Raw genomic sequence first — 22,652 nt, 5'->3', positions numbered from 1 at the left:
GAAGCTTGCACAATATCCTCACAAGGCCAAGTTATGAAGGCTGATAGAGAGAGAATCCACAATAAGCAAGCAGATATATTCATAGTGTAGCGTGAATATATCTGCTTTTTTGTCGGGCGGCATTTATTCACGCTTTAACAATATTCCGCCTCTAAACGCTTTTCAGACGACCCCTGAAAGATACGGGAGGTCGTCTGAAAAATTACTCTGCTTCGACGGTTTCAAAACTATGGGTGATTTTCGCCGCCTTGCCCAGCATAATCGAGGCGGAACAATATTTCTCGGCAGACATCTGCACGGCGCGCTCGATGGCAGATTCGGTCAAATTGTGTCCGATAACTTTAAAATGGATATGGATTTCGGTGAACACGCGCGGGGCATCGTCGGCGCGCTTCGCGGTAACCGTCGCCTGGCAGTCCACCACCTTTTGACGCTGCTTCTCGGCAATCATCACGACATCGATGCTGGAACAGCCCGCCACACCCAAAAGCAGCATTTCCATCGGGCTGGGGCCGCGTTTCGCCTGCCCTTCCGCCGCCGCGCCTTCCATGACGACGCTGTGTCCGTTTTCGGTCGTGCCGACAAAGCACATTCCGTCTATCCATTTTGATGTAACTTGCATGATGTCTCTTCCGCGAAGTTGAAGTTGGTTTGCCCAATATTGTAAACAAATTTGACTGATAAATATAGCAAGAGGTCGTCTGAAATTTCCGTTTCAGACGACCTTATTCAATCCCGATAAGCCCAATGATTGACCGGACCGTGTCCCGCACCGATGTTCAAAGGGTTGCGAATCGCCTCGGTAATGTATTTTTTGGCGGTTTGCACGGCTTCGAGTGTTTTGAAACCTTTTGCCAGCTCGGCGGCGATACAGGCGGAGAACGTGCAGCCCGTACCGTGCGTATGTGCCGTCGGGAAACGGCGGTCGGCAAATTCAAACACGTCATCCGGCGTAAACAGCCAGTCGGTGCAGTATTCGCTGCGGCTGTCGCCCAAATGCCCGCCTTTAATCACCACGTTTTTCACGCCGCAATCTTGCAGGATTTTGGCGGCGCGTTCCGCATCTTGGCGGCTTTCAATACGCACGCCCGTCAAGGCTTCCGCTTCGGGCAGGTTCGGCGTCAGAATGTCGGTATCAGGCAGAAGCAGGCGTTTCATCGCTTCGACGGCGGAATCCTGCAACAGCGGCGCGCCGCCTTTGGCAATCATCACCGGATCGAGGACGCGCTTGCCGAAACGGCATTTTTTCAGATTTTCAGCAACGCATTCAATCACTTGAGCCGTACCCAGCATCCCGATTTTATAGGCGCGGATTTCAAAATCGGCACGGATCGCTTCGATTTGCGCGGCAATGATGTCGGTCGGAATCAGATGCACCGCCGATACGCCGAGCGTATTTTGCGCGGTCACGGCGGTCAGCACGCTGGTGCCGAATACGCCGCGCATCTGAAACGTCTTCAAATCCGCCTGTATCCCCGCCCCTCCGCCGGAATCCGAGCCGGCGATGGTCAGCGTTTGGACGAATGTTTCTTCCATTTGGCTTCTCCTATTGTTTGGTTTGATGAAACGGTTCGGATAGCGGTTTGAAGTTCTTTTCGTTTGTTTGGATCTGTCAGCCCAATTTTTTTAATTCTCGGCTCAAAATGCCGTGTATTTCCAGTGCCGTTTCGTAGCGGTCTTCTTTGGCAGGAACCGGCTCCAGAAAATGCAGCTCCACCTTGCTGGAAGGCTGGCTGATAATCATGCAGATGGATTGCCACAGGCTGGTATCGCCCACATAAGCCGCCTGAAGGTTCGGACTGGTGCCGTCGGGATTGGGGTAGCGGCAGAGCATGGGGATAATGGGAACGCCTGCATCGTAGGCAGTTTGGAAAAAGCTGGGCTTGAACGGGAGGATTTCATAACCTTCCGTACTCGTCCCTTCCGGGAAAATGGTTACGGTATCGCCGTTTTTAAGGGCTTCGGTTACCGTGGCGATTTTAGCGGTATTGCCTTTGGTGCCTTTATTGCGTGAAACGTAAACGGTCTGCGCCTGCGTGGCGAGATAGCCGACTACCGGCCATTTGGCGACATCGTCTTTCGCCACAAACCGACCCGGAAAAGCGCCGTTGACCGCCATGATGTCCAACCAAGAGATATGGTTGCTGATTAACAACTGCGCCTGCCCTTCCTGAGGCAGCGTGCCGAAGGTTTCCAGCTTCATGCCGCATGAAGCGAGGACGCGCAGAGACCAAATTTGGATGGCGCGCAATTTGCGCCGTTTGCTGTAAAAGGGAAACAGGAAGAACATTTCCGCCATACCGTAAAGCAGGCAGATGCCGATGCAGAGCAGGCGGAAGGTAAAACGTAGTTTGGCAATCATAAGGTTGTGGTGTGTGCAATCTTGGTATAGGGTGAAACCGCTAAAAATCGGTTATTTGCTGATTTCACAATAGTTGAGGTCGTCTGAAAAGGTTTTCAGACGACCTTTTGGTCTTTATGGTTTAGGGGCGAAACGTTGGAGGTAACGGTCTGCCAGGCGGGTGATGTCCATCATAATGAGCACGTCGGCGCAGTTGAACGCTTCATCGACGCAAGGCTCGCCGCAGAACCATGCGCCCGCATTGAGGTAGCCTTTAATCAGCGGCGGGACGTCCGGTTTGTCCGACGGGGTAATTTCGTCCCACTTGAGCGGATTGAGCGGCTTGACGCACCATTTTTCAGGCGCGAGGTATTTGGATTTCAGGGCATGATACAGACCCGCCGCATCGCTGCCGCCGTCGTGCATATCGATGCTGCCGCAGCCTATCATGAAGCGCAGGTTTTCGTCTTTCATGAATTTGACCAAACCCGACCACAAAAGCATGACCAAACCGCCGTTGCGGTAGTCGGGATGGGTGCAGGCGCGGCCGAGTTCGACGGTTTGCGGCAAGATGTCTTTCAAAGGGGACAGGTCAAATTCGTGTTCGCTATACCAGCCGCCGACTTTTTTGGCGGTTTCTTCGGTAATCAGGCGGTAGCAGCCGATGACTTCTCCGGTTGCGTCGTCAAAAGCCAAAAGGTGGTGGCAATGTTCGTCGTAAGGATCGACATCGCGACCGTCGTCGCTTTCGATTTCTGCACCCAGCTCTTGGGCGAATACTTGATAACGCAAGCGTTGTGCTGCTTCAATTTCCGCCTGCGTTTCCGCAAGGCGCACGCTCAGACCGATTTTGGGGCCGGTTTGGTTGAAACGGCTTTGGGACATGAATTTTCCTGTCTTGTACATTGGATAATCGATTTGCGATTATAGCGGATATAGGGCGGAATTTATATTGAGTTCGGACAAGTGAAGCAAATTAGGGATGAAATGACTATGCAAAAAGAATTTTTTACAACAGAATGGGGACAACAGTTTTCAGACGACCCCTCCCCTGTTTTGAAAATATCCTGCATCCCCTTTCCCCAATACATACAACCCCTTCATTGAAATCCCACCGCATGATTAAAGGAAGGCAAAGTGTGTATCAACCAAGAGGCTACCTGAAAAACGTTTTATGTTTTTCGGGTAGCCTCTTGCCAAATTGCCTATTCCTTTCTTATTATTCCGCCCTTCATTTTAATGACAGGAAAACGCATTATGCCCTCCAAAATCTCCATAGGCCGTGCAGCCCTCCTGGCCGGTCTCGTTTGTCTCACTGTCGGCTGTGCCAGCTTGGACAAACGTATGAAACGTTTCGTCGGCAAACCTATCGATGCCGTTATCAAATCCTATGGCGTCAAACCCACAGAAGGTGGAGTCAAATCGGAAAACGACCGCTATGCCTACCTCTGGCGCTATACCTACTATTCCTACGCTGGACGTGAATACGAAGGCAGCAGCCAATACGGACCCATCATTACCAACTACTATAGCAACGTCTGCTACGGACAAGACCAAGACCGCATCTTCTACACTGACGATCAAGGCATCATCGTAGATTATTATTGGCAAAACAGCGATAAATGGCGCGTGAATTGCCGCACTCACCAAATCGGCCGGTATTTCCGAAGATCCCTGTAATCAAACACATCCCTCAAACTACGTTAGCGCGTTTAATATGAAGGAAACAGTTAGCCGCAACGAAACCCAATCCAATTAAACAGTTGGAAAATATAGTGGATTAACTCTAAATCAGGACAAGGCGACGAAGCCGCAGACAGTACAGATAGTACGGAACCGATTCACTTGGTACTTCAGCACCTTAGAGAATCGTTCTCTTTGAGCTAAGGCGAGGCAACGCCGTCCTGGTTTAAAGTTAATCCACTATAAGAATGGTATAAGACGGCAAACTTTAAACAGACGGATAATAAAACCGCCCGAATGTTCTGCCAAACAGGACATTCGGGCGGTTTGTTTCCGTTTCTTCAATCAAAAATTAGCTTAGAACTTCCATTCCAGTGATACGGCGTAGTTGCGACCGGGCGCGCGGTAGCGGTCCAAGCCTTTGCCGTCGCGGTCGACCCCGTTGGTGGTGCTGTAACTGTACAAACCGCGCAGGGAATCCCAAGTGGTGTCTTTGCGGTTGAACAGGTTGTACACGCCCGCACGCAGGGTCAGGTTTTTCACCGGTTTGTAGAAGCCGTACATATCGAACACATAAGCCGATTTGTTCAGCCACGGGTAATCCTGTACTTTTTTCTGCAAAGGCGTACCCCAGCCGTTGTTTTCATAAACGGTGTATTGCGCATCTTTCGCCTTTTTCGCGCCCAAATAGGTCAGGCGGGAGAACACGCCCCATTTTTCGCTCGGACTTTCATAGTCGATACCGGCAATCACTTTCAGCGGCTGGGTGGACAGCAGGCTGTTGTCGCCCGACAGCTTGCTTTTCGCGTAACCCACGGAACCAAACAGCTTCCAGCCTTCAGGGACAAAAGAGACTACTTTGTCCAAATTCAGACGACCTGTCAGCTCAAGACCGCGAACCCTTGCCTTGTCGATATTCTGCATCTGCCAATCCAGTTTTTCGGTGTAGGGGTCGCTGCACAGACCGTAGTAATAATCCATCTGGGTGCAGCCGGGTTCGCCGCTGGCGGTCAGTTTCTGCTCTTCAGACAGGAAATTGCGGTAGTTGCTTTGATACAGGTTAGCATCCAGCGTACCTTTTTCGCCGCGTCCTTGCAGGGAGAGGGTGTGGGTGGTGCTGCGCTCGGCTTTCAGGTTGGGATTGGGCAGCCAATTACCCGAACCGTGGTTGTAGGTGAAATACACTTCGGACGCATTGGGGACACGGTAGCCGGAAGTGATGTCGTAACCGACACGCCAAGCCTGATTCAGTTGCGCCGCCAAACCGGCAAAACCGCTCCAGCCGCTGTAAGTATTGGGTGCGGGCGGTGTTTTGTCGCAGGCATGACAGTCGGCATTCAGTTGCTGCGGCGTCATTTTGGTGTGGTCGTAACGGATGCCCGCGCGGCTTGAAAACACATTGTTCCATTGGATTTGGTCGGACAGCGAGAAACCGTAGTTGGTGGTTTTCACCGGATGCTGGATGGTGCTGGTGGTTCGGACGATGCGGCCGCTGAAGAAATAATCGTCGCGGTTTAAATTTTCAAAATCACGGCGGCTGGCAAAGGCCTTGAACGACAGGCGGTGCTGCCCGCCCAGTTGTAGCGGCTGGCTGTCCAAACGCAGGGTGATGCGTTTGAAGCGGGTGTCCATGCTGCGGTTGTATATTTCGTCCAAATCCTTCTGATTGTAGTTGCGCGTCCAGGTGGAATAATCCATCGGGAACGAGCCTTTGTTGTTAACCGCCGCCACTTTGGTTTTCTGATAATCGAAGTCTGCCTTCAACAACGACAACCAATTTGAATCAGGCGTCCATTCGTAAAACAGGTTGGCATTGCGCCGTTTGTTTACATCGTCGGCTTCGCGCCAGGAAGAATCGGTCAGGTTATAAGACTCTTCAACCGTGTAATTGTGCCCCTGCTGGCCGTTGAGCGATGCGCCGATACGGTGGTTCTCATTAATCTGATAACCGATTTTAGCCAAGAAGCTGTGGTATTTGTGTTTGGACGGATCAGGAATGCCGCGTGCCGAACCGCGGATATTCGTGCCGCTGCCCTTGCCTTCCACCGCATAGCCGCGGTTGCCCGCGCTTTCGGTTTCATGGCCGCGCCGTTGTGAATACAGCAAGGCTGCATCGACGCTGCCGTTATCCATGCCGAAGCCGACTGTGTTCGTCCATTCGCGGTTGCGGCTGCTGTAACCGTTTTTCATCATCACGCCGAACTGCCGCTCCGGCAGCAGCAAATCACGTCCTTGCAGGGTTTGGTAATTCACACCGCCGCCCAAGGCGCCGCTGCCGGTATTGAAAGAGTCCGCCCCCTTCACAATGTCGATGTTGCGTACCAACTCAGGGTCGATGGACAGGCGCGAACTGTTGAAATTGCCGTAGCGTGCATACAGTGAGTTTTCTTCCGAATCGGGCAGGCTTACGCCGTCGATGCTGACGCCGACACGATTACCTTCCACACCGCGAACGGCAAAGCCTTTTTGATGGCGGCCGCTGTCGCTCAGGCCGACATCGGTGGAATAGCGCACCAAGTCTTTGTTGTCGCGTATCATTTCCTGTTGAATGCGGCCGAGGTTGACCCGTTCCACGGCGGCGGGCGCGTTGCGATGCCCTTTTACCGTTACCTGTTTCAGTTCGGCTTGCATGGGCTCGGCAGCCGTTGATTGCGCAGCATTATCCGCTGCAAATGCGGGATTGCCGAAAATACTGCCGACAAGGGCGGCAATAGGGAGTATGTGTGATGATTTCATGGTTCAAAACCTCAGAAACAATAAAATTGACCAATATTCAGCTTAATTCAACAATGAAAATTTTTGATAATCATTTATATTTCTATTGAAAGCAATGACGAATATAAATCCCTGTAACGGATGGCCAATAAATTTTTAAATACGGAAACGGAAACCGGATAAAAGCGGCCTTCCTTGCCCATACCATATGTAAGGGGTTGATATTTCAGACTTCAACTGTTTTCCGGCGCAAAATATTGCGCCGGAAAACATATCGCTGGTCTATCAATAATCTGCATTTAGTGGCGGTGCGGAACAAAGCCTTTCGGTGCTTCAGCGCCTTCAGGCAAACCGAAGGTTTCGCGCAGAACGACTTTGTAGAACGCAAACGCATCTTTTGCACCTTGAATCGCCTCGGCTTCGGCTTCGGGGCTTAAGTCCAAAGCATTCAAATGTTCGACAAAGGCACGCCAATGTTTGCCGCGTCCGTTCGGATGGGGAGCGAGGTGGCGCGCACCGTGTTCGCCGTTGTAATCCAGCTTTTGCGCGTGTTTAAACAAAAATGCAGCGCCCAAATTGGAACCTTCGGCGCAATACAGCCAGCCGATGGCTTTATTGCCGGTTTCATGCGGCAGCGGTTTGCCGTATTCGTAAGGCTTGTCGCCCAAATCCGCTAAATCCTGCGTTACCGCGTCGTAACGCGCCATGTATCCCAGCTCGGGAATGGCTTTGTTCAACTCGGGGTCTTTATAGATATGATCGACCGCTTTGTGGAACACGGATTGCAGTTTCAAGAATTTGATGTAATTCTCTTTGTTGGTAAACGGCTCGACAGACATAACCAAATTGTCCACGCTGTCGTGAATGGTGGCGGTTTGCTCTTTCAGCCGTTTGGCAAAAGTCAGTTCTTGTGTTTCGCTCATGTGAATATCCTTTGATGATCTACAAAATTTAATTGACGGTTTTGACAAAACCCGCACAGCAGGTTTTCAGACGACCTCAAATGAAGGCTGCCCGAATCAATAAAAAATAAGTGATGGAAAATCTGTGTTTGAGAATGGAAATTTATGATTTTTAAGATATTTAGGTACTGAGTCGTTTACGAATGAACAAATGAAATCTGTCATATTACAAAACAATTTAGGAATATATATCATTTCTATTACATTATCAAGAATTTAACTTGCTATTATTTACATAAACCTGTTGTTTCTACATATTTGCAACAAATATGACAAAGGGTCGTCTGAAAGCGTTTCAGACGACCCTTTGTTAATTACAAACAATACTATTTATATAGTCATAATTCGTTTTCCAGACACTGTCTCCCCCATATGTAAGCAATTTGGGCTATCCCTATGTTTTCCTTTATAATACCTGCCTCTTTGACCTCTTCCCTCCTCCATGAAACCGATTCCTAGCTATACGCGCTGGTGGCGTTATAAATCCTACCTGCCCGACGCATCGCTGCCGGCGCATACGGTGGATTGCCCGGACTGCGGCAACCGCATGGATATTCCGCGCCTGCGGCAGGGGCAGGAAGCGCATTGTCCGGTGTGCAATCATGAAGTGGTTGAGGTGGAAAACAATCCTTATGTTGCGCCGCTGGCTTACGCGACGACTTCGCTGATTTTGATGGTGTTTGCGTACAGCATGGTTTATATCCGCGTGGAACTCTTCGGCGTAACATCCGTCCTGTCGCTGCCTGAAATGATGCAGCTTTTGATTTATCAGGATTACGGTTTTCTGGCGGAAGTGATGTTCGTCCTCACGTTCGGCGCGCCGGTATTGTTTTTGTTGCTTTGTTTGTACGTTTATACTGCATTGGTGCGCGAGCGGGCGTATCCTGCGTTGCGGTTTGCGACGCGGGTTTTGGTCAGGCTGCGTCATGCGATTATGGTGGATGTGTTTTTTATTTCCACTTTGGTGGCGTATATCAAGCTCTCGTCTGTGGCGGAGGTTGAATTCGGCTCGGCATTTTATTTGATGTTTGCGCTGTCGGTCATGCTGATTCGGACTTCGGTCTCGATTCCGCAGCATTGGGTTTATTATAAAATCCACAGGCTGACGGGTGGGGATGCGGTGCAAACGGCATCCGACGACAAAACCTGTTGCAGCCGCTGCCTGTATTTCCGCGATAAAGACGAGCAGCCTTGCGAGGTTTGCGGTGCGGATTTGTACCGTCGCCGCCCGAAAAGCCTGAGCATTTCGCTGGCGTTTTTGATTGCGGCGTTTATCCTGTATTTCCCCGCGAATATTCTGCCGATTATGATTTCGTCGAACCCTACCGCGCTGGAAGTCAATACGATTTTCAACGGCATTGTGTATATGTGGAACGATGGCGACAGGCTGATTGCGGTGATTATTTTCAGCGCGAGTATTTTGGTGCCGGTATTGAAGATTATCGCGATGGCGGTTTTGATTGCGTCTGCTTATTTCAAACCGCCGATGAGCGCGCCGAAAATGTCGGTGCTTTACCGGATTACCGAATCCATCGGCCGCTGGTCGATGATTGATATTTTTGTGATTATTATTTTGATGAGTTCGTTCCACACCAACATGGCGCGCGTCGTCCCCGGCGGGGCGGCGGTTTATTTCTGCCTGGTGGTGGTATTGACCATGCTGTCTGCCTATTATTTCGACCCCCGCCTGATTTGGGACAGACAGCAGCAGCTTTCAGACGACCCCGATTCCGACGATAACCAGAAACAATGAAAAAACACGATTCTTCTCAAACACATCGCGCACCCGCGCGTGTCAAAAAAACCAATGTCTTCACGTCTATCGTGTGGCTGATTCCGCTGATTGCGCTGATTGCGGGCGGCTGGCTGCTGGTAAAGGACATCCGTAACCGAGGTCCGGTCGTCACGCTTTTGATGGACAGCGCGGAAGGCATTGAAGTCAACAATACGGTGATTAAAGTGTTGAACGTCGATGTCGGACATGTTACCCGCATCAAGCTGCGCGACGACCAAAAAGGCGTGGAAGTCACCGCCCAGCTTAACGCCGATGCGAAAGACCTCATCCGCAGCGATACGCAGTTTTGGGTGGTGAAACCACGCATCGACCAAAGCGGCGTAACCGGTTTGAGCACACTCCTGTCCGGTTCGTATATCGCGTTTACGCCGGGCAAAAGCAATGAAACGAAGGACGTATTTGAAGTACAGGACATCCCGCCGATTGCCGCCATCGGGCAAAGCGGCCTGCGCCTGAAGCTGGTCGGTCAAAACGACAAAATCCTCAACGTCAGCAGCCCCGTACTTTATGAAAACTTTATGGTCGGACAGGTAGAAAGCGCGCATTTCGAGCCTGCCGACCAAACCGTGCATTACACCATCTTCATCCAAAGCCCGAACGACAAACTGATTAATTCGGAAAGCCGCTTTTGGCTGGAGAGCGGCATCAATATCGAAACCACAGGCAGCGGCGTGAAACTCAATTCCGCTCCCCTGCCTGCGTTGCTTTCCGGCGCGATTTCGTTTGATTCGCCGAAAACCAAAAACAGCAAAAATGTGAAAAGCGAAGACAGTTTTACGCTTTACGACAGCCGCAGCGAAGTGGCAAACCTGCCCGATGACCGTTCGTTGTATTACACCGCGTTTTTCAAACAGTCCGTGCGCGGTCTGACCGCCGGTTCGCCCGTCGAATATAAAGGACTGAATGTCGGCGTGGTTTCCGACGTTCCCTATTTCGACCGTAACGACAGCCTGCATCTGTTTGAAAACGGCTGGATTCCCGTGCGCATCCGCATCGAGCCGTCGCGCATGGAAATCAATGCCGACGAACAAAGCAAAGAGCATTGGAAACAACAATTCCAAGCCGCTTTGGGTAAAGGTCTGACCGCCACCATTTCCAGCAACAATTTGATTACCGGCAGCAAAATGGTCGAATTGACCGACCAGCCTTCGTCTTCGCCCAAGCTGCGACCGCACACCGTTTACGCAGGCGATACCGTCATTGCCACACAAGGCGGCGGTTTGGATGATTTGCAGGCAAAAGTGGCGGATTTGTTAGAGAAATTCAACAATCTGCCGTTGGATAAAACCGTTGCCGGGTTGAACGGCTCGCTTGCCGAACTCAAATCCACCCTCAAATCTGCCAATGCCGCCCTAAGCTCCATTGACAAACTGGTCGGCAAACCACAAACGCAAAACATCCCCAACGAGCTGAACCAAACCCTGAAAGAATTGCGCCAGACCCTGCAAGGCGTATCGCCGCAATCACCCATCTACGGCGACGTGCAAAATACCCTGCAAAGTTTGGACAAAACCCTCAGAGACGTACAGCCCGTCATTAATACTTTGAAAGAAAAACCCAATGCGCTGATTTTCAACAGCAGCAGCAAAGACCCCATCCCGAAAGGAAGCCGATAATGCGCCTCTTCCCCATTGCCGCCGCCCTGACGCTTGCCGCCTGCGGCACCGCGCAAAGCCCGCAATATTTCGTCCTGCCCGACAGCCAATACATCCGGCCGGCGGCTCAAGGCAGTGAAATAGCGGTCAAAGTCAACCTTGCCGAACCGCTTGCCAATGGCGGCCTCGTTTACCAAACCGACGCGTATCATGTGAATCTGGCGAAGAACCACCTTTGGGCGGCACCGCTCGACGGCGCGTTGGCGGCAAACCTCAGCAACAAACTCAACCGCCTCAACCCGCGCCATACTTTCGTTCCCGCCTCACGCAGCCAAAGCAGCCAAACCCTGAAAATCTATGTTGAAGCCTTCCAAGGCAGCTATCAGGGGCAAACTACCGTCAGCGGCTACGCCTTATGGCCGGACGGACGCAACAAACCGTTTGACGTTACCACCCCGCAACAAGGCGACGGCTATACCGCCATGTTGGAATCTTTGGAAAACGGTTTGAACGAAGCGGCAAAAAGCATCGCCTATTGATGAGGTCGTCTGAAAACCCGCTGTGGGTTTTGCCAAAACCATTCATCGTGCAAAAGGAAAAGACATGCACAATATCACGCTCTATACCCATCCCTTTTCACGCGGCAGATACGTCGTATGGATGCTCAAAGAATGCGGCGCGGAATACACCGTCGTACCCGTCCAGTTCGGCGCGCAAATGAAATCCGCCGAATATCTCGCCATCAATCCACAAGGGCAAGTCCCCGCACTGAAATTCGGTGATGCCGTACTGACCGAATCGACCGCCATCATTACCTTTTTGGCAGAACAATTCCCCGACAAACACCTTATCCCCGCCGCAGGTACGTTGGAGCGCGGCGAATACTACCGCTGGATGTGCATATTGATGCACCTCGAATACGCAGCCTTCAACAAACTGCACAACCTGCCCGTCGATACGCCCGAATGCCGCCGCCAAATCGGTTACGGCGATTTCGATACCGCATGGAACACATTGCGCGAACACTTGAAAAACCGCGACTACATCGTCGGCAACAGCTTTACCGCGATGGATTTGTACTGCTCCGCGCTGATTCTGCACTTAACGCAAAATTGGAAAGTGTTGCCCGCCGATGAAACCGACGTATTGCAACGCTACGCCGCCAAACATCTCGCCCGCCCCGCTTTCGCCGAAACCACGGCATGGATGCTGGAAACCGCCGCCCAAATGCCGCCTGTTGCATAAATCAAGATTATTAGAACCGAAAGTCGTCTGAAACCTACTGTACGGGTTTTGCCAAAAACATTCACAACGCAAAAGGAAAAGACATGCAAGACATCACGCTCTACACCCATCCCTTTTCACGCGGCACATACGTCGCATGGATGCTGAAAGAATGCGGCGCGGAATACACCGTCGTCCCCATCCAATTCGGCGCACAGATTCAGTCCGCCGAATATCTCGCCATCAATCCACAAGCCCAAGTCCCCGCACTCAAATTCGGCGATACCGTATTGACCGAATCGCTCGCCATCATTACCTTTTTGGCGGAACAGTTCCCCGACAAACACCTCATCCCTGCCGCAGACACGTTGGAACGCGGCGAATACTACCGCTGGATGTGCCTGTCGCTGCACCTCGAATACGCAGCCTTCAACAAACTGCACAACCTGCCTGTCGATACGCCCGAGCGCCGCCGCCAAATCGGTTACGGCGATTTTGATACCGCATGGAACACCTTGCGCGAACACTTGAAAAACCGCGACTACATTATCGGCAACAGCTTTACCGCGCTGGATCTGTACTATTCCGGGCTGATTCTGCTCTTAACGCAAAACTTTAAAGTATTGCCTGCCGATGAAACCGATGTATTACAACGCTACGCCGCCAAACATCTCGCCCGTCCCGCCTTTGCCGAAACCATGGCATGGGCGCAGGAAACCGTTGCCCAAATGCCGCCTGCAGAGTAAATCAAGGCTATTAAAATAAAAAGGTCGTCTGAAAACCCGATTGAGAAGGGTTTTCAGACGACCTTTTATCAGACGATTGGAAAATCAGTATTTCACCGAATCATTACCGCTGTTTTTTTGGATAAATTCAATTTTATAACCGTCAGGATCTTCCACAAAAGCAATAACGGTCGTGCCGTGCATCATCGGTCCTGCCTCGCGCACAACTTTGCCGCCTTTTTGTCTGACCCGTTCGCAAGCCTCATACGCATCATCCACTTCCACTGCGATATGACCGTAAGCGTTGCCGATATCGTAGCTTTCCGTATCCCAGTTGTGCGTCAATTCCAGTACGGTATTTTCGGCCTCATTACCATAACCGACAAACGCCAAAGTAAACCGTCCTTCGGGATAATCGTGGCGGCGCAGTAAAGACATACCTAAAACATTTTGATAGAAGTCCAAAGATTTTTCGAGGTTGCCAACGCGCAACATTGTATGGAGCAGTCGCATAATGTATTCCTTTTATATTGTTTTAAAAACAGATTTTATCATAGTTCGCCCTAAGCGCCGATTGTCTGCACGGAACGAAATAGCGACACATTTTATCCATAAGGAACAACTTTTTCATCCGTCAGGCAGCCATCCTCGTTTTTCAGACGACCTTGCTTTATAATTATGCTTTATGTGTTTTTCAGAACTATCATGAAGTTAAGACAAACAGCCGCTCTTTTATGGCTGTCCATCCTCTCTTTGCCGGCATTTGCCATCGATTTCGGCCGCATCCCTCAAGACGAAATTTCCGTGTATGTTCAAGAATTGGACAGTGGAAACGTCTTGGTCGACCACCGTTCGAATGTGCCAGTCAACCCCGCATCGACCATGAAGCTGGTTACAGCGTTTGCCGCATTTAAAGCTTTGGGCGGCGATTACCGCTGGACGACCCAATTTAAAAGCGACGGCACGATTCAAGGCGATACCTTGCAAGGCGATATTTATTGGGTCGGTAGCGGAGATCCTGTTTTCGACCAAGAAGGCTTGGTCGGGATGCAGCAGCAATTGCGCGATAAAGGCATACGCAAAATCACCGGCGGCTTGGTACTCGACCGCCATTTATGGGGAGATATTCAAAATCCGAGCGATTTCGAATCCGATGTCGGCTCTCTATTTATGACGCCGCCCGACCCGCATATGCTGGCTTACAAAGTCGTATCGGTCAAACCGGAACGCAATGACATGGGCGGAGTGGATCTTGTGACTAACCCGCCCCTTCCCGACATTAAAATCGACAACAAAATCAACGTCACACCATCAAACGCATCCTGCAAAGCCTTACAAAACCATATGCGCGCAAACTACAAAGGCGGCGTATTGCATGTTTCCGGCAAAGTTCCGGAATCGTGTTTGGGCAATGAAATGTACATCAACATGTTGAACATGCGTGAATTTGTACAAAAGAGCTTTATCAACCAATGGCGTTATTCAGGCGGAGAAATTACCGACGGTATCAGGGCCGCATCCGTGCCGCCTCATGCCAAAACGCTGGCGGTACACCAATCCAAACCCATGTCTGCCATTTTGACGGACATGAACAAATATTCGAATAATCTGATTGCGCGCTCCGTATTCCTGAAATTGGGAGGCGAGCATTCCGGCAACTCCGCTTTGCAGCAAGCCTCTTCAGCCGTAAAGCGTGAATTGGCTACCGCGGGCGTGGATACGGAAAACTTGGTCTTGGAAAACGGTTCGGGCCTATCCCGCCGTGAGCGCGTCAGCGCCAATATGTTGGCGCAAATGCTGGAAAAAGCCTATTTCAGCCCGTTCAAACAAGACTTCATCGATACCTTACCCATTGCCGGCAAAGACGGCACGCTGAAATACCGCCTCAAACAGGCAGGCCCTGCCCTGCGCCTGAAAACGGGTACGCTCAAAGATGTACGCGCCCTCGCCGGATATTGGCTGGGAGACAAACCCATGATTGTAGTGGTGGTGATTAACAGTCCGAATGCCACCAACTATCTGAATGATTTGGATAAACTGGTTTCAAAAATCGTACAGCCCGGCGGTGACGCTTGGATTGATGCGAAAATGAAGTGCGCAGAACGAATGGAAGCTTAAAAAGCATCAAAACACTTCAGGCAGCCGAAGAAATGACTTTCCGGCTGCCTGAAGTGTTTTTCAGAGGTCGCAAATCCTACTGTTCCGTTTTACTGAACGAAGCGGGTCACGAATCGGCTTTACCTTTATTTTTCTTATCAGGGAAAATGAAGGAAGCGGCAATCCCGCAGGTCAGCACAACCAATACAACCAGCAAAGACGTATTGGGCGAAATGTCCCATCCGTGATGGAACATATGATTGCTCGCCGACAATCCCAGCTTGGCAGCGATGAAAAACAGCAACACGACCACTGCCTTTTCCAAATGAACCAAATAGCCCTTCAACGCTTCCAATACGAAATAAAGCGTACGCAAGCCCAAAATGGCGAACATCATGGCACTGTAAACAATCAACGGTTCTTTAGATACAGCAATCACCGCAGGTACGCTGTCAAACGCGAACATCACATCCGACAACTCAATCACTGCCAAACATAAAAACAGCGGCGTCGCGACCAACTGCCCTTTACGCATTTTCTGAGGATGGTTATTTTCAGGATGCTTGAGGTCTTCACCCGCCGGCTCAAGCCGCACCTCGGGATATTGCTCATGCGCTTTTTTCAACTCCTCGCCTTTTAAGAAAAAATGGCTGCCGTAAAGACGGGGAAACACAGGGAAAAAGCGATGGACCGCACGATATGCCAAATGTTCGGAATAATCGGCATCTTCTTCGCCCTCCTCTTCATCCCGACGCAGCATCATAACGGCGGTATAGCCGACAATGACGGCAAAAACCACTTCCACAATCGGCCCCAATGCCAACAGTCCGGCACCGATGGCGACAAAAATCATGCGGAAAATAATCGCGCCGATAATCCCCCAGTACAAAACGCGGTGGCGCAGGCCTTCAGGCACTTTAAACCAAGCAAAAACCGCCATCATTAAAAACAGATTATCTACGGACAATACTTTTTCCAAAGCATAGCCGGTAAAGAACAGGCTGGCGGCTTCACTGCCGTGATGAACCCACAAAAATGCGCCGAACAAAATCGATATCAATACCCAAAACAGCGACCATATCGCAGCACTTTTCAGCGACATCGGTTTGTTGTCCCTATGGGCGAATAAATCGATGGCAATCGCACCCACAGACAAAATCACGAAAACGGCGACGGTTTCAATGGGGAAACCCAAATGGTTCATAAAAAGCCTTTGTTATCAAAATAAAGCGTAAGTATAGTGAAACAACGCGGAATAATATAGAGAAATCCAATAAAGATAATGTAATATAGTGGATTAACTTTAAACCAGGACGGCGTTACCTCGCCTTAGCTCAAAGAGAACGATTCTCTAAGGTGCTGAAGCACCAAGTGAATCGGTTCCGTACTATCTGTACTGTCTGCGGCTTCGTCGCCTTATCCTGATTTAAATTTAATCCACTATATTTTCGACAACCGGCACAAACCAGATTCCGCTCTTTATCCACGCCCGACAGACCAGTAAGGGGTCGTCTGAAAATTTCAGACGACCCCTTGCCTTTTCTCATCGACTTCCTAAACCCTATCCACTATATTCAACTTGTTGTCTAATTACATTCAATCCGCATCCGTTTCCAAATGCTTCAGAAAGATAGTTTCAAGCCTATTTAAATGCAATATTTTTCAAGATAATTTGTAAACTAATGTTTTTAATATGGTTTGAAAAATATTTCAGTAAAACCGGCAAGCAACGGTCATCATGAGCTTTGCAAGCCTACTGTTTTCAGGTATCCTCAAACGGATTATTTACAATTTAATATGTTTTAATTACATATCTAATTGAATTAATAAATGATTTATTTCTAACAAGCTACAAAAAATAGAAATTTCCGCTGTATTTTAATTAGAAAAATGTTTGGGCGTGGATTGCTTGCAATTTCATCAGCCCGTGATTTTGAAGTTTTAGATGAGGAATAGTACATGAATCCCATGTATATCACTTTTGCAATCTATCTGATTGCCGTTCTCTTGATTGGTCTGGCCGCGTATTTCTCCACGCGCAATTTCGATGATTATATTTTGGGCGGGCGCAGCTTGGGTCCGTTTGTTACGGCGATGTCGGCGGGTGCGTCCGATATGTCGGGCTGGCTTTTGATGGGTCTGCCCGGGGCGATTTATCTGAGCGGCTTGAACGAGGCTTGGATTGCCATCGGCCTGGTGGTCGGCGCGTATTTCAACTGGCTTTTGGTGGCGGGCCGTCTGCGCGTACATACCGAATATGCCAATAATGCGCTGACGCTGCCGGATTATTTCTTCCACCGCTTCGGCGCGGGCGGACATTTGATGAAAGTGGTTTCCGCGCTGATTATTCTGTTTTTCTTCACGATTTATTGCGCTTCGGGCATTGTGGCGGGGGCAACCTTATTCCAAAGTCTGTTTGAAGGCATGACTTATAAACAGGCGATGTGGCTGGGCGCGGGCGCGACCATTGCCTATACCTTCTTGGGCGGCTTTTTGGCAGTAAGCTGGACAGATACGCTGCAAGCTTCTTTGATGATTTTTGCGCTGATTTTGACGCCGGTAATGGTCTATTTGGGTCTGGGCGGTGCGGAACAAATGTCTGCCGCAATTCAAAACGTTGCCGCAAGTACAGGCAAGGAATACGGCAGCCTGCTTGCCGGCACGACCGTCATCGGCATAATTTCCACCGCCGCATGGGGCTTGGGCTATTTCGGTCAGCCGCACATTTTGGCGCGCTTTATGGCGGCTGAAAGCGCGAAATCACTGGTATCCGCACGCCGCATCGGTATGACTTGGATGGTGTTGTGTCTGGCAGGCGCAGTGGCGGTCGGCTATTTCGGCATTGCGTATTTTGGTGCAAACCCCGACCAAACCGCTTCCATGCACGGCAACCACGAACGTATCTTCATCGCGCTTTCTACTTTATTGTTCAACCCTTGGATTGCAGGCATTATTTTGAGCGCGATTTTGGCGGCGGTCATGTCCACTTTGTCTTGCCAGCTTTTGGTTTGCTCCAGCGCGATTACCGAAGACTTCTACAAAGGCTTTTTGCGCAAAAATGCGCCGCAATCAGAATTGGTATGGGTGGGCCGTCTGATGGTATTGGCGATTGCCATTATCTCTATTCTGATTGCGTCCGACCCTAAGAGCAAAGTTTTAGGCTTGGTATCTTATGCGTGGGCAGGTTTCGGCGCGGCGTTTGGTCCGATTGTGATTCTGTCGGTATTGTGGAAACGCATTACGGCATACGGCGCTTTGTCCGGCATGATTGCCGGCGCGCTGACTGTGGTGGCATGGGCGGAGTGGATTAAAAAACCTGCTTTGGCAGCACATGAAACCGGTATTTGGACTATGTACGAAATCGTCCCCGGCTTCATCGCCTGCTTGATTATCGCTGTTCTGGTTTCACTGACCGACAAAGAGCCGTCTCGTGAAATCCAAGAACGTTTTGAAAAAGCGGACACAGAATACCGCGAGGCGAAATAAGTGTTTTCAGACGACCTGCCGTTGACCGTAGGTCGTCTGAATTTTTATACGGGAAGGCAGGTTTTATTTTTATATTGATGCTCATGCGGATAATGCGGTCTTTTAGCTTTATCTGCTTTTTATCAAAGCAAAAAATCCTGTTTTTGAGATAAATTGCTTGTCCGGCCCTTATAAATTTATTAAGATATTATCTATATACTTTAAATCTTTTCAGACGACCTCGAAAAGGGATGGGGTCGTCTGAAAATCATCATAAAAACTTTGGAGAACCTTAAAATGTTTGACTTTGCTTTTCCGACACAAACGCCACTGCGCCAAGCGATTACCGATGCTTACCGCCGCGACGAAATCGAAGCCGTTCAGGATATGCTGCAACGCGCCCAGATGAGCGATGAGGAGCGTCGGGCGGCGTCCGAACTCGCGCGCCGTTTGGTTACGCAGGTTCGTGCCAGCCGCACCAAAGCCAGCGGGGTGGATGCGCTGATGCACGAGTTTTCGCTCTCCAGCGAAGAAGGCATTGCGCTGATGTGTCTGGCGGAAGCTTTGCTGCGCATTCCCGACAATGCGACGCGCGACCGCCTGATTGCCGACAAAATTTCCGAAGGCAACTGGAAAAGCCATTTGAACAACAGCCCGTCCCTGTTCGTCAACGCCGCCGCGTGGGGCTTGCTGATTACCGGCAAACTGACCGCGCCGAGCGACAAGCAGATGGGTTCGGCTCTGAACCGCCTCGTCAGCAAAGGCGGCGCGCCCCTGATCCGCCAAGGCGTGAACTACGCCATGCGCCTGTTGGGCAAGCAGTTTGTTACCGGACAAACCATTGAAGAAGCGCTGCAAAACGGCAAAGAGCGCGAAAAAATGGGCTACCGCTTCTCCTTTGATATGTTGGGCGAAGCCGCCTACACCCAAGAAGATGCCGACCGCTATTACAACGACTACGTTCAAGCCATTCACGCCATCGGCAAAGATGCTGCCGGACAAGGCGTTTACGAAGGCAACGGCATTTCCGTCAAACTTTCCGCCATCCATCCGCGCTACTCGCGCACCCAACACGAACGCGTGATGAGCGAACTCTTACCTCGTCTGAAAGAGCTGTTCCTTTTGGGTAAAAAATACGATATTGGTATCAACATCGATGCCGAAGAAGCCAACCGTTTGGAGCTGTCTTTGGATTTGATGGAGGCACTCGTTTCCGACCCCGATTTGGCGGGTTACAAAGGCATCGGCTTTGTCGTTCAGGCATATCAAAAACGCTGTCCCTTCGTCATTGACTATCTGATTGACCTTGCCCGCCGCAACAATCAAAAACTGATGATCCGCCTCGTTAAAGGCGCGTACTGGGACAGCGAAATCAAATGGGCGCAAGTGGACGGCCTGGACGGCTATCCGACCTACACCCGTAAAGTCCATACCGACATTTCCTACCTCGCCTGCGCGCGCAAACTGCTGGACGCGCAAGATGCCGTGTTCCCGCAATTCGCCACCCACAACGCCTACACCTTGGGCGCGATTTACCAAATGGGCAAAGGCAAAGACTTTGAACACCAATGCCTGCACGGCATGGGCGAAACCTTGTACGACCAAGTGGTCGGCCCGCAAAACTTAGGCCGCCGCGTGCGCGTGTACGCCCCGGTCGGTACGCACGAAACCCTGCTCGCCTACTTGGTGCGCCGCCTGTTGGAAAACGGCGCGAACTCGTCGTTCGTCAACCAAATCGTTGATGAAAACATCAGCATCGATACGCTGATCCGCAGCCCGTTCGACACCATCGCCGAACAAGGTATCCACCTGCACAACGCTTTGCCGCTGCCGCGCGATTTGTACGGCAGGGGTCGTCTGAACTCTCAAGGCGTCGATTTCAGCAACGAAACCGTGTTGCAACAGCTTCAAGAAAAACTCAACCGCGCCGCCGCGCAAGACTTCCACGCCGCGTCCATTGTCAACGGCAAAGCCCGCGATGTCGGCGAAGCGCAACCGATTAAAAACCCCGCCGACCACGACGACATCGTCGGCACAGTCAGCTTTGCCGATGCCGCGCTTGCCCAAGAAGCCGTCGGTGCAGCCGTTGCCGCGTTTCCTGAATGGAGCGCGACGCCAGCCGCCGAGCGCGCCGAATGCCTGCGCCGCTTTGCCGATTTGCTGGAGCAGCACACCCCCGCGCTGATGATGCTTGCCGTGCGCGAAGCAGGTAAAACGCTGAACAACGCCGTCGCCGAAGTGCGCGAAGCCGTCGATTTTTGCCGCTACTACGCAGGCGAAGCCGAAAACACTCTGCCCAAAGATGCCAAAGCCGTCGGCGCCATCGTCGCCATCAGCCCGTGGAACTTCCCGCTCGCCATCTTTACCGGCGAAGTCGTTTCCGCATTGGCAGCCGGCAACACCGTTATCGCCAAACCTGCCGAACAAACCAGCCTGATTGCCAGCTACGCCGTTTCCCTGATGCACGAAGCAGGCATCCCGACTTCCGCCTTGCAACTTGTCCTCGGCGCAGGCGATGTCGGCGCAGCGCTGACAGGCGACCCGCGTATCGGCGGCGTGATTTTCACCGGTTCGACCGAAGTGGCGCAACTGATTAACAAAGCCCTCGCCAAACGCGACGACAGCCCCGTATTGATTGCCGAAACCGGCGGTCAGAATGCCATGATTGTCGATTCCACCGCGCTGCCCGAGCAAGTTTGTTTGGACGTGCTCAACTCCGCCTTCGACAGCGCGGGACAACGCTGCTCCGCCCTGCGTATCCTTTGCGTTCAAGAAGATGTCGCCGACAAGATGCTCGCCATCATCAAAGGCGCGATGGACGAATTGGTCGTCGGCAAACCCGTTCAACTTACCACCGACGTAGGCCCCGTCATCGATGCCGAAGCGCAGCAAAACCTGCAATCGCACATCAACAAAATGAAAGGCGTTGCCAAGTCTTACCACGAAGTCAAAGCCGCCTCCGACGTTGATCCTGCGAAATCCACTTTCGTGCTGCCGATTTTGTTCGAACTCAACAATTTGAACGAACTCACCCGCGAAGTCTTCGGTCCCGTCCTGCACGTTGTCCGCTACCGCGCCGACGAGCTTGACCAAATCATCGACCAAATCAACAGCAAAGGCTACGCGCTCACCAGCGGCGTACACAGCCGCATCGAAGGCACGGTCAAACGCATCCGCGAACGCATCGAAGCGGGTAACGTTTACGTCAACCGCAACATCGTCGGCGCCGTCGTCGGCGTACAACCGTTCGGCGGACACGGTATGTCAGGTACAGGTCCGAAAGCAGGCGGTTCGTTCTACCTGCAAAAACTGACCCGCATCCCCGAATGGGTTGCCCCGCCGCTGAGCCGTATCGGACAAGCGGACGAAGCCGCACTCAAACGCCTCGAAGCCCTGATTCACAAGCTGCCGTTTAATGCGGAAGAGAAAAAAGCAGCGGCATCAGCATTGGGACACGCCCGCATCCGTACCCTGCGCCAAGCAGAATCTGTCTTGGTCGGCCCGACCGGCGAACGCAACGCCATGAGCTGGCGTGCGCCCAAACGCGTCTGGGTACACGGCGGCAGCCTCCTGCAAGCCTTCTGCGCCCTGACCGAACTTGCCGCCGCAGGCATCGTAACCGTCGTCGAACCCGACAGCCCGCTTGCCTCCTACACCGCCGACCTCGAAGGCCTGCTGCAAGTCAACAGCAAACCTGAAAGCACAGGCGTGCATCACGTCGCCGCCCTAAGCCCGCTGGATAGCAGCCGCAAGCAAGAGCTGGCAAACCGCGACGGCGCACTCATCCGCATCCTCCCGTCCGAACAAGGCTTGGACATCCTGCAAGTGTTTGAAGAAATCTCTTGCAGCGTCAATACCACAGCCGCCGGCGGCAACGCCAGCCTGATGGCCGTTTCCGACTAAAAGGATTGAATAAACGCCAGAGCGTTTGAACAAAGGTCGTCTGAAAACGTTAGCAAAACCCGCTAAGTCCGTTTTCAGACGACCTTTTTATGCTTTGATGAAAAGTCGGATTCGTTATAGTGGATTAACTTTAAATCAGGACAAGGC

The 22,652-nt window shown here is 51.4% G+C and carries 17 protein-coding genes; 9 read left to right on the top strand and 8 right to left on the bottom strand.

The annotated features are described in order from the left end of the window. Window positions 1-202: 202 nt before the first annotated feature. The 4 genes from HMPREF3050_RS10740 to HMPREF3050_RS10725 form a co-directional block, all read right to left on the bottom strand. Complete coding sequence (locus tag HMPREF3050_RS10740) at window positions 203-622, bottom strand: OsmC family protein (protein ID WP_003741038.1); 420 nt, start codon at window positions 620-622, stop codon at window positions 203-205. A gap of 107 nt (window positions 623-729) precedes the next feature. Further along, entirely contained in the window at window positions 730-1,536 is an 807-nt protein-coding gene (gene thiD, locus HMPREF3050_RS10735) for a bifunctional hydroxymethylpyrimidine kinase/phosphomethylpyrimidine kinase (RefSeq protein WP_070774788.1), read from the bottom strand. A 76-nt stretch (window positions 1,537-1,612) separates the two neighbouring features. After that, window positions 1,613-2,362, bottom strand: a complete 750-nt coding sequence (locus HMPREF3050_RS10730) for a lysophospholipid acyltransferase family protein (RefSeq protein WP_003756032.1) — start codon at window positions 2,360-2,362, stop codon at window positions 1,613-1,615. 114 nt (window positions 2,363-2,476) lie between these two features. Continuing rightward, the gene (locus HMPREF3050_RS10725; RefSeq protein ID WP_003769049.1) at window positions 2,477-3,226 is read right to left on the bottom strand and encodes a GNAT family N-acetyltransferase; all 750 of its coding nucleotides are present in this window, start codon (window positions 3,224-3,226) and stop codon (window positions 2,477-2,479) included. A gap of 372 nt (window positions 3,227-3,598) precedes the next feature. Between HMPREF3050_RS10725 and HMPREF3050_RS10720 the strand changes: the two genes are divergently transcribed. Continuing rightward, on the top strand, window positions 3,599-4,021 hold the full coding sequence (locus HMPREF3050_RS10720; protein ID WP_070774787.1) for a hypothetical protein: 423 nt from the start codon (window positions 3,599-3,601) through the stop codon (window positions 4,019-4,021). A gap of 360 nt (window positions 4,022-4,381) precedes the next feature. On the opposite strand, the gene HMPREF3050_RS10715 is transcribed toward HMPREF3050_RS10720, so the two are convergent. After that, window positions 4,382-6,760 carry a TonB-dependent hemoglobin/transferrin/lactoferrin family receptor gene (locus HMPREF3050_RS10715; RefSeq protein ID WP_070774786.1) on the bottom strand — a complete coding sequence of 793 codons (2,379 nt, stop codon included), beginning with the start codon at window positions 6,758-6,760 and terminating at the stop codon, window positions 4,382-4,384. Window positions 6,761-7,038: 278 nt separating this feature from the next. Then, the gene (locus HMPREF3050_RS10710) at window positions 7,039-7,662 is read right to left on the bottom strand and encodes a biliverdin-producing heme oxygenase (protein WP_070774785.1); all 624 of its coding nucleotides are present in this window, start codon (window positions 7,660-7,662) and stop codon (window positions 7,039-7,041) included. A 481-nt stretch (window positions 7,663-8,143) separates the two neighbouring features. On the opposite strand from HMPREF3050_RS10710, the gene HMPREF3050_RS10705 reads away from it, so the two are divergent. From HMPREF3050_RS10705 to HMPREF3050_RS10685, 5 genes are all read left to right on the top strand, one after another. Further along, on the top strand, window positions 8,144-9,454 hold the full coding sequence (locus HMPREF3050_RS10705; RefSeq protein ID WP_070774784.1) for a paraquat-inducible protein A: 1,311 nt from the start codon (window positions 8,144-8,146) through the stop codon (window positions 9,452-9,454). Continuing rightward, the gene (gene pqiB, locus HMPREF3050_RS10700) at window positions 9,451-11,112 is read left to right on the top strand and encodes an intermembrane transport protein PqiB (RefSeq protein WP_003769024.1); all 1,662 of its coding nucleotides are present in this window, start codon (window positions 9,451-9,453) and stop codon (window positions 11,110-11,112) included. Before HMPREF3050_RS10705 ends, pqiB begins: the two co-directional genes overlap by 4 nt. Then, window positions 11,112-11,630 carry a PqiC family protein gene (locus HMPREF3050_RS10695; protein ID WP_003768992.1) on the top strand — a complete coding sequence of 173 codons (519 nt, stop codon included), beginning with the start codon at window positions 11,112-11,114 and terminating at the stop codon, window positions 11,628-11,630. The genes pqiB and HMPREF3050_RS10695 overlap by 1 nt, the downstream gene beginning before the upstream one ends. A gap of 64 nt (window positions 11,631-11,694) precedes the next feature. Then, window positions 11,695-12,336 (top strand): glutathione S-transferase family protein, encoded by a 642-nt coding sequence (locus HMPREF3050_RS10690; protein ID WP_070774783.1) that lies wholly within the window; start codon window positions 11,695-11,697, stop codon window positions 12,334-12,336. 83 nt (window positions 12,337-12,419) lie between these two features. Next, window positions 12,420-13,061: a glutathione S-transferase family protein gene (locus HMPREF3050_RS10685; RefSeq protein ID WP_070774782.1), complete on the top strand. Its 642-nt coding sequence runs from the start codon at window positions 12,420-12,422 to the stop codon at window positions 13,059-13,061. A gap of 84 nt (window positions 13,062-13,145) precedes the next feature. Here the strand turns inward: HMPREF3050_RS10685 and gloA are convergent, their stop codons facing one another. Continuing rightward, complete coding sequence (gene gloA / locus HMPREF3050_RS10680; protein WP_003756006.1) at window positions 13,146-13,553, bottom strand: lactoylglutathione lyase; 408 nt, start codon at window positions 13,551-13,553, stop codon at window positions 13,146-13,148. A gap of 165 nt (window positions 13,554-13,718) precedes the next feature. Between gloA and dacB the strand changes: the two genes are divergently transcribed. Continuing rightward, complete coding sequence (dacB, locus tag HMPREF3050_RS10675; protein ID WP_070774781.1) at window positions 13,719-15,158, top strand: D-alanyl-D-alanine carboxypeptidase/D-alanyl-D-alanine endopeptidase; 1,440 nt, start codon at window positions 13,719-13,721, stop codon at window positions 15,156-15,158. A 106-nt stretch (window positions 15,159-15,264) separates the two neighbouring features. On the opposite strand, the gene HMPREF3050_RS10670 is transcribed toward dacB, so the two are convergent. Next, complete coding sequence (locus tag HMPREF3050_RS10670; RefSeq protein WP_003756000.1) at window positions 15,265-16,341, bottom strand: TerC/Alx family metal homeostasis membrane protein; 1,077 nt, start codon at window positions 16,339-16,341, stop codon at window positions 15,265-15,267. 755 nt (window positions 16,342-17,096) lie between these two features. On the opposite strand from HMPREF3050_RS10670, the gene putP reads away from it, so the two are divergent. Next, window positions 17,097-18,623, top strand: a complete 1,527-nt coding sequence (putP, locus tag HMPREF3050_RS10665; RefSeq protein ID WP_070774780.1) for a sodium/proline symporter PutP — start codon at window positions 17,097-17,099, stop codon at window positions 18,621-18,623. Between the two features lie 276 nt (window positions 18,624-18,899). Further along, complete coding sequence (gene putA / locus HMPREF3050_RS10660) at window positions 18,900-22,505, top strand: bifunctional proline dehydrogenase/L-glutamate gamma-semialdehyde dehydrogenase PutA (protein ID WP_070774779.1); 3,606 nt, start codon at window positions 18,900-18,902, stop codon at window positions 22,503-22,505. Window positions 22,506-22,652 lie beyond the last annotated feature (147 nt).

The sequence above is a fragment of the Neisseria sp. HMSC065D04 genome, from assembly GCF_001815675.1.
In the GTDB taxonomy this organism is placed as follows: domain Bacteria; phylum Pseudomonadota; class Gammaproteobacteria; order Burkholderiales; family Neisseriaceae; genus Neisseria.
Note: the sequence above shows the minus strand (reverse complement) of the source record. Positions and strands in the feature narration are given on the sequence as shown.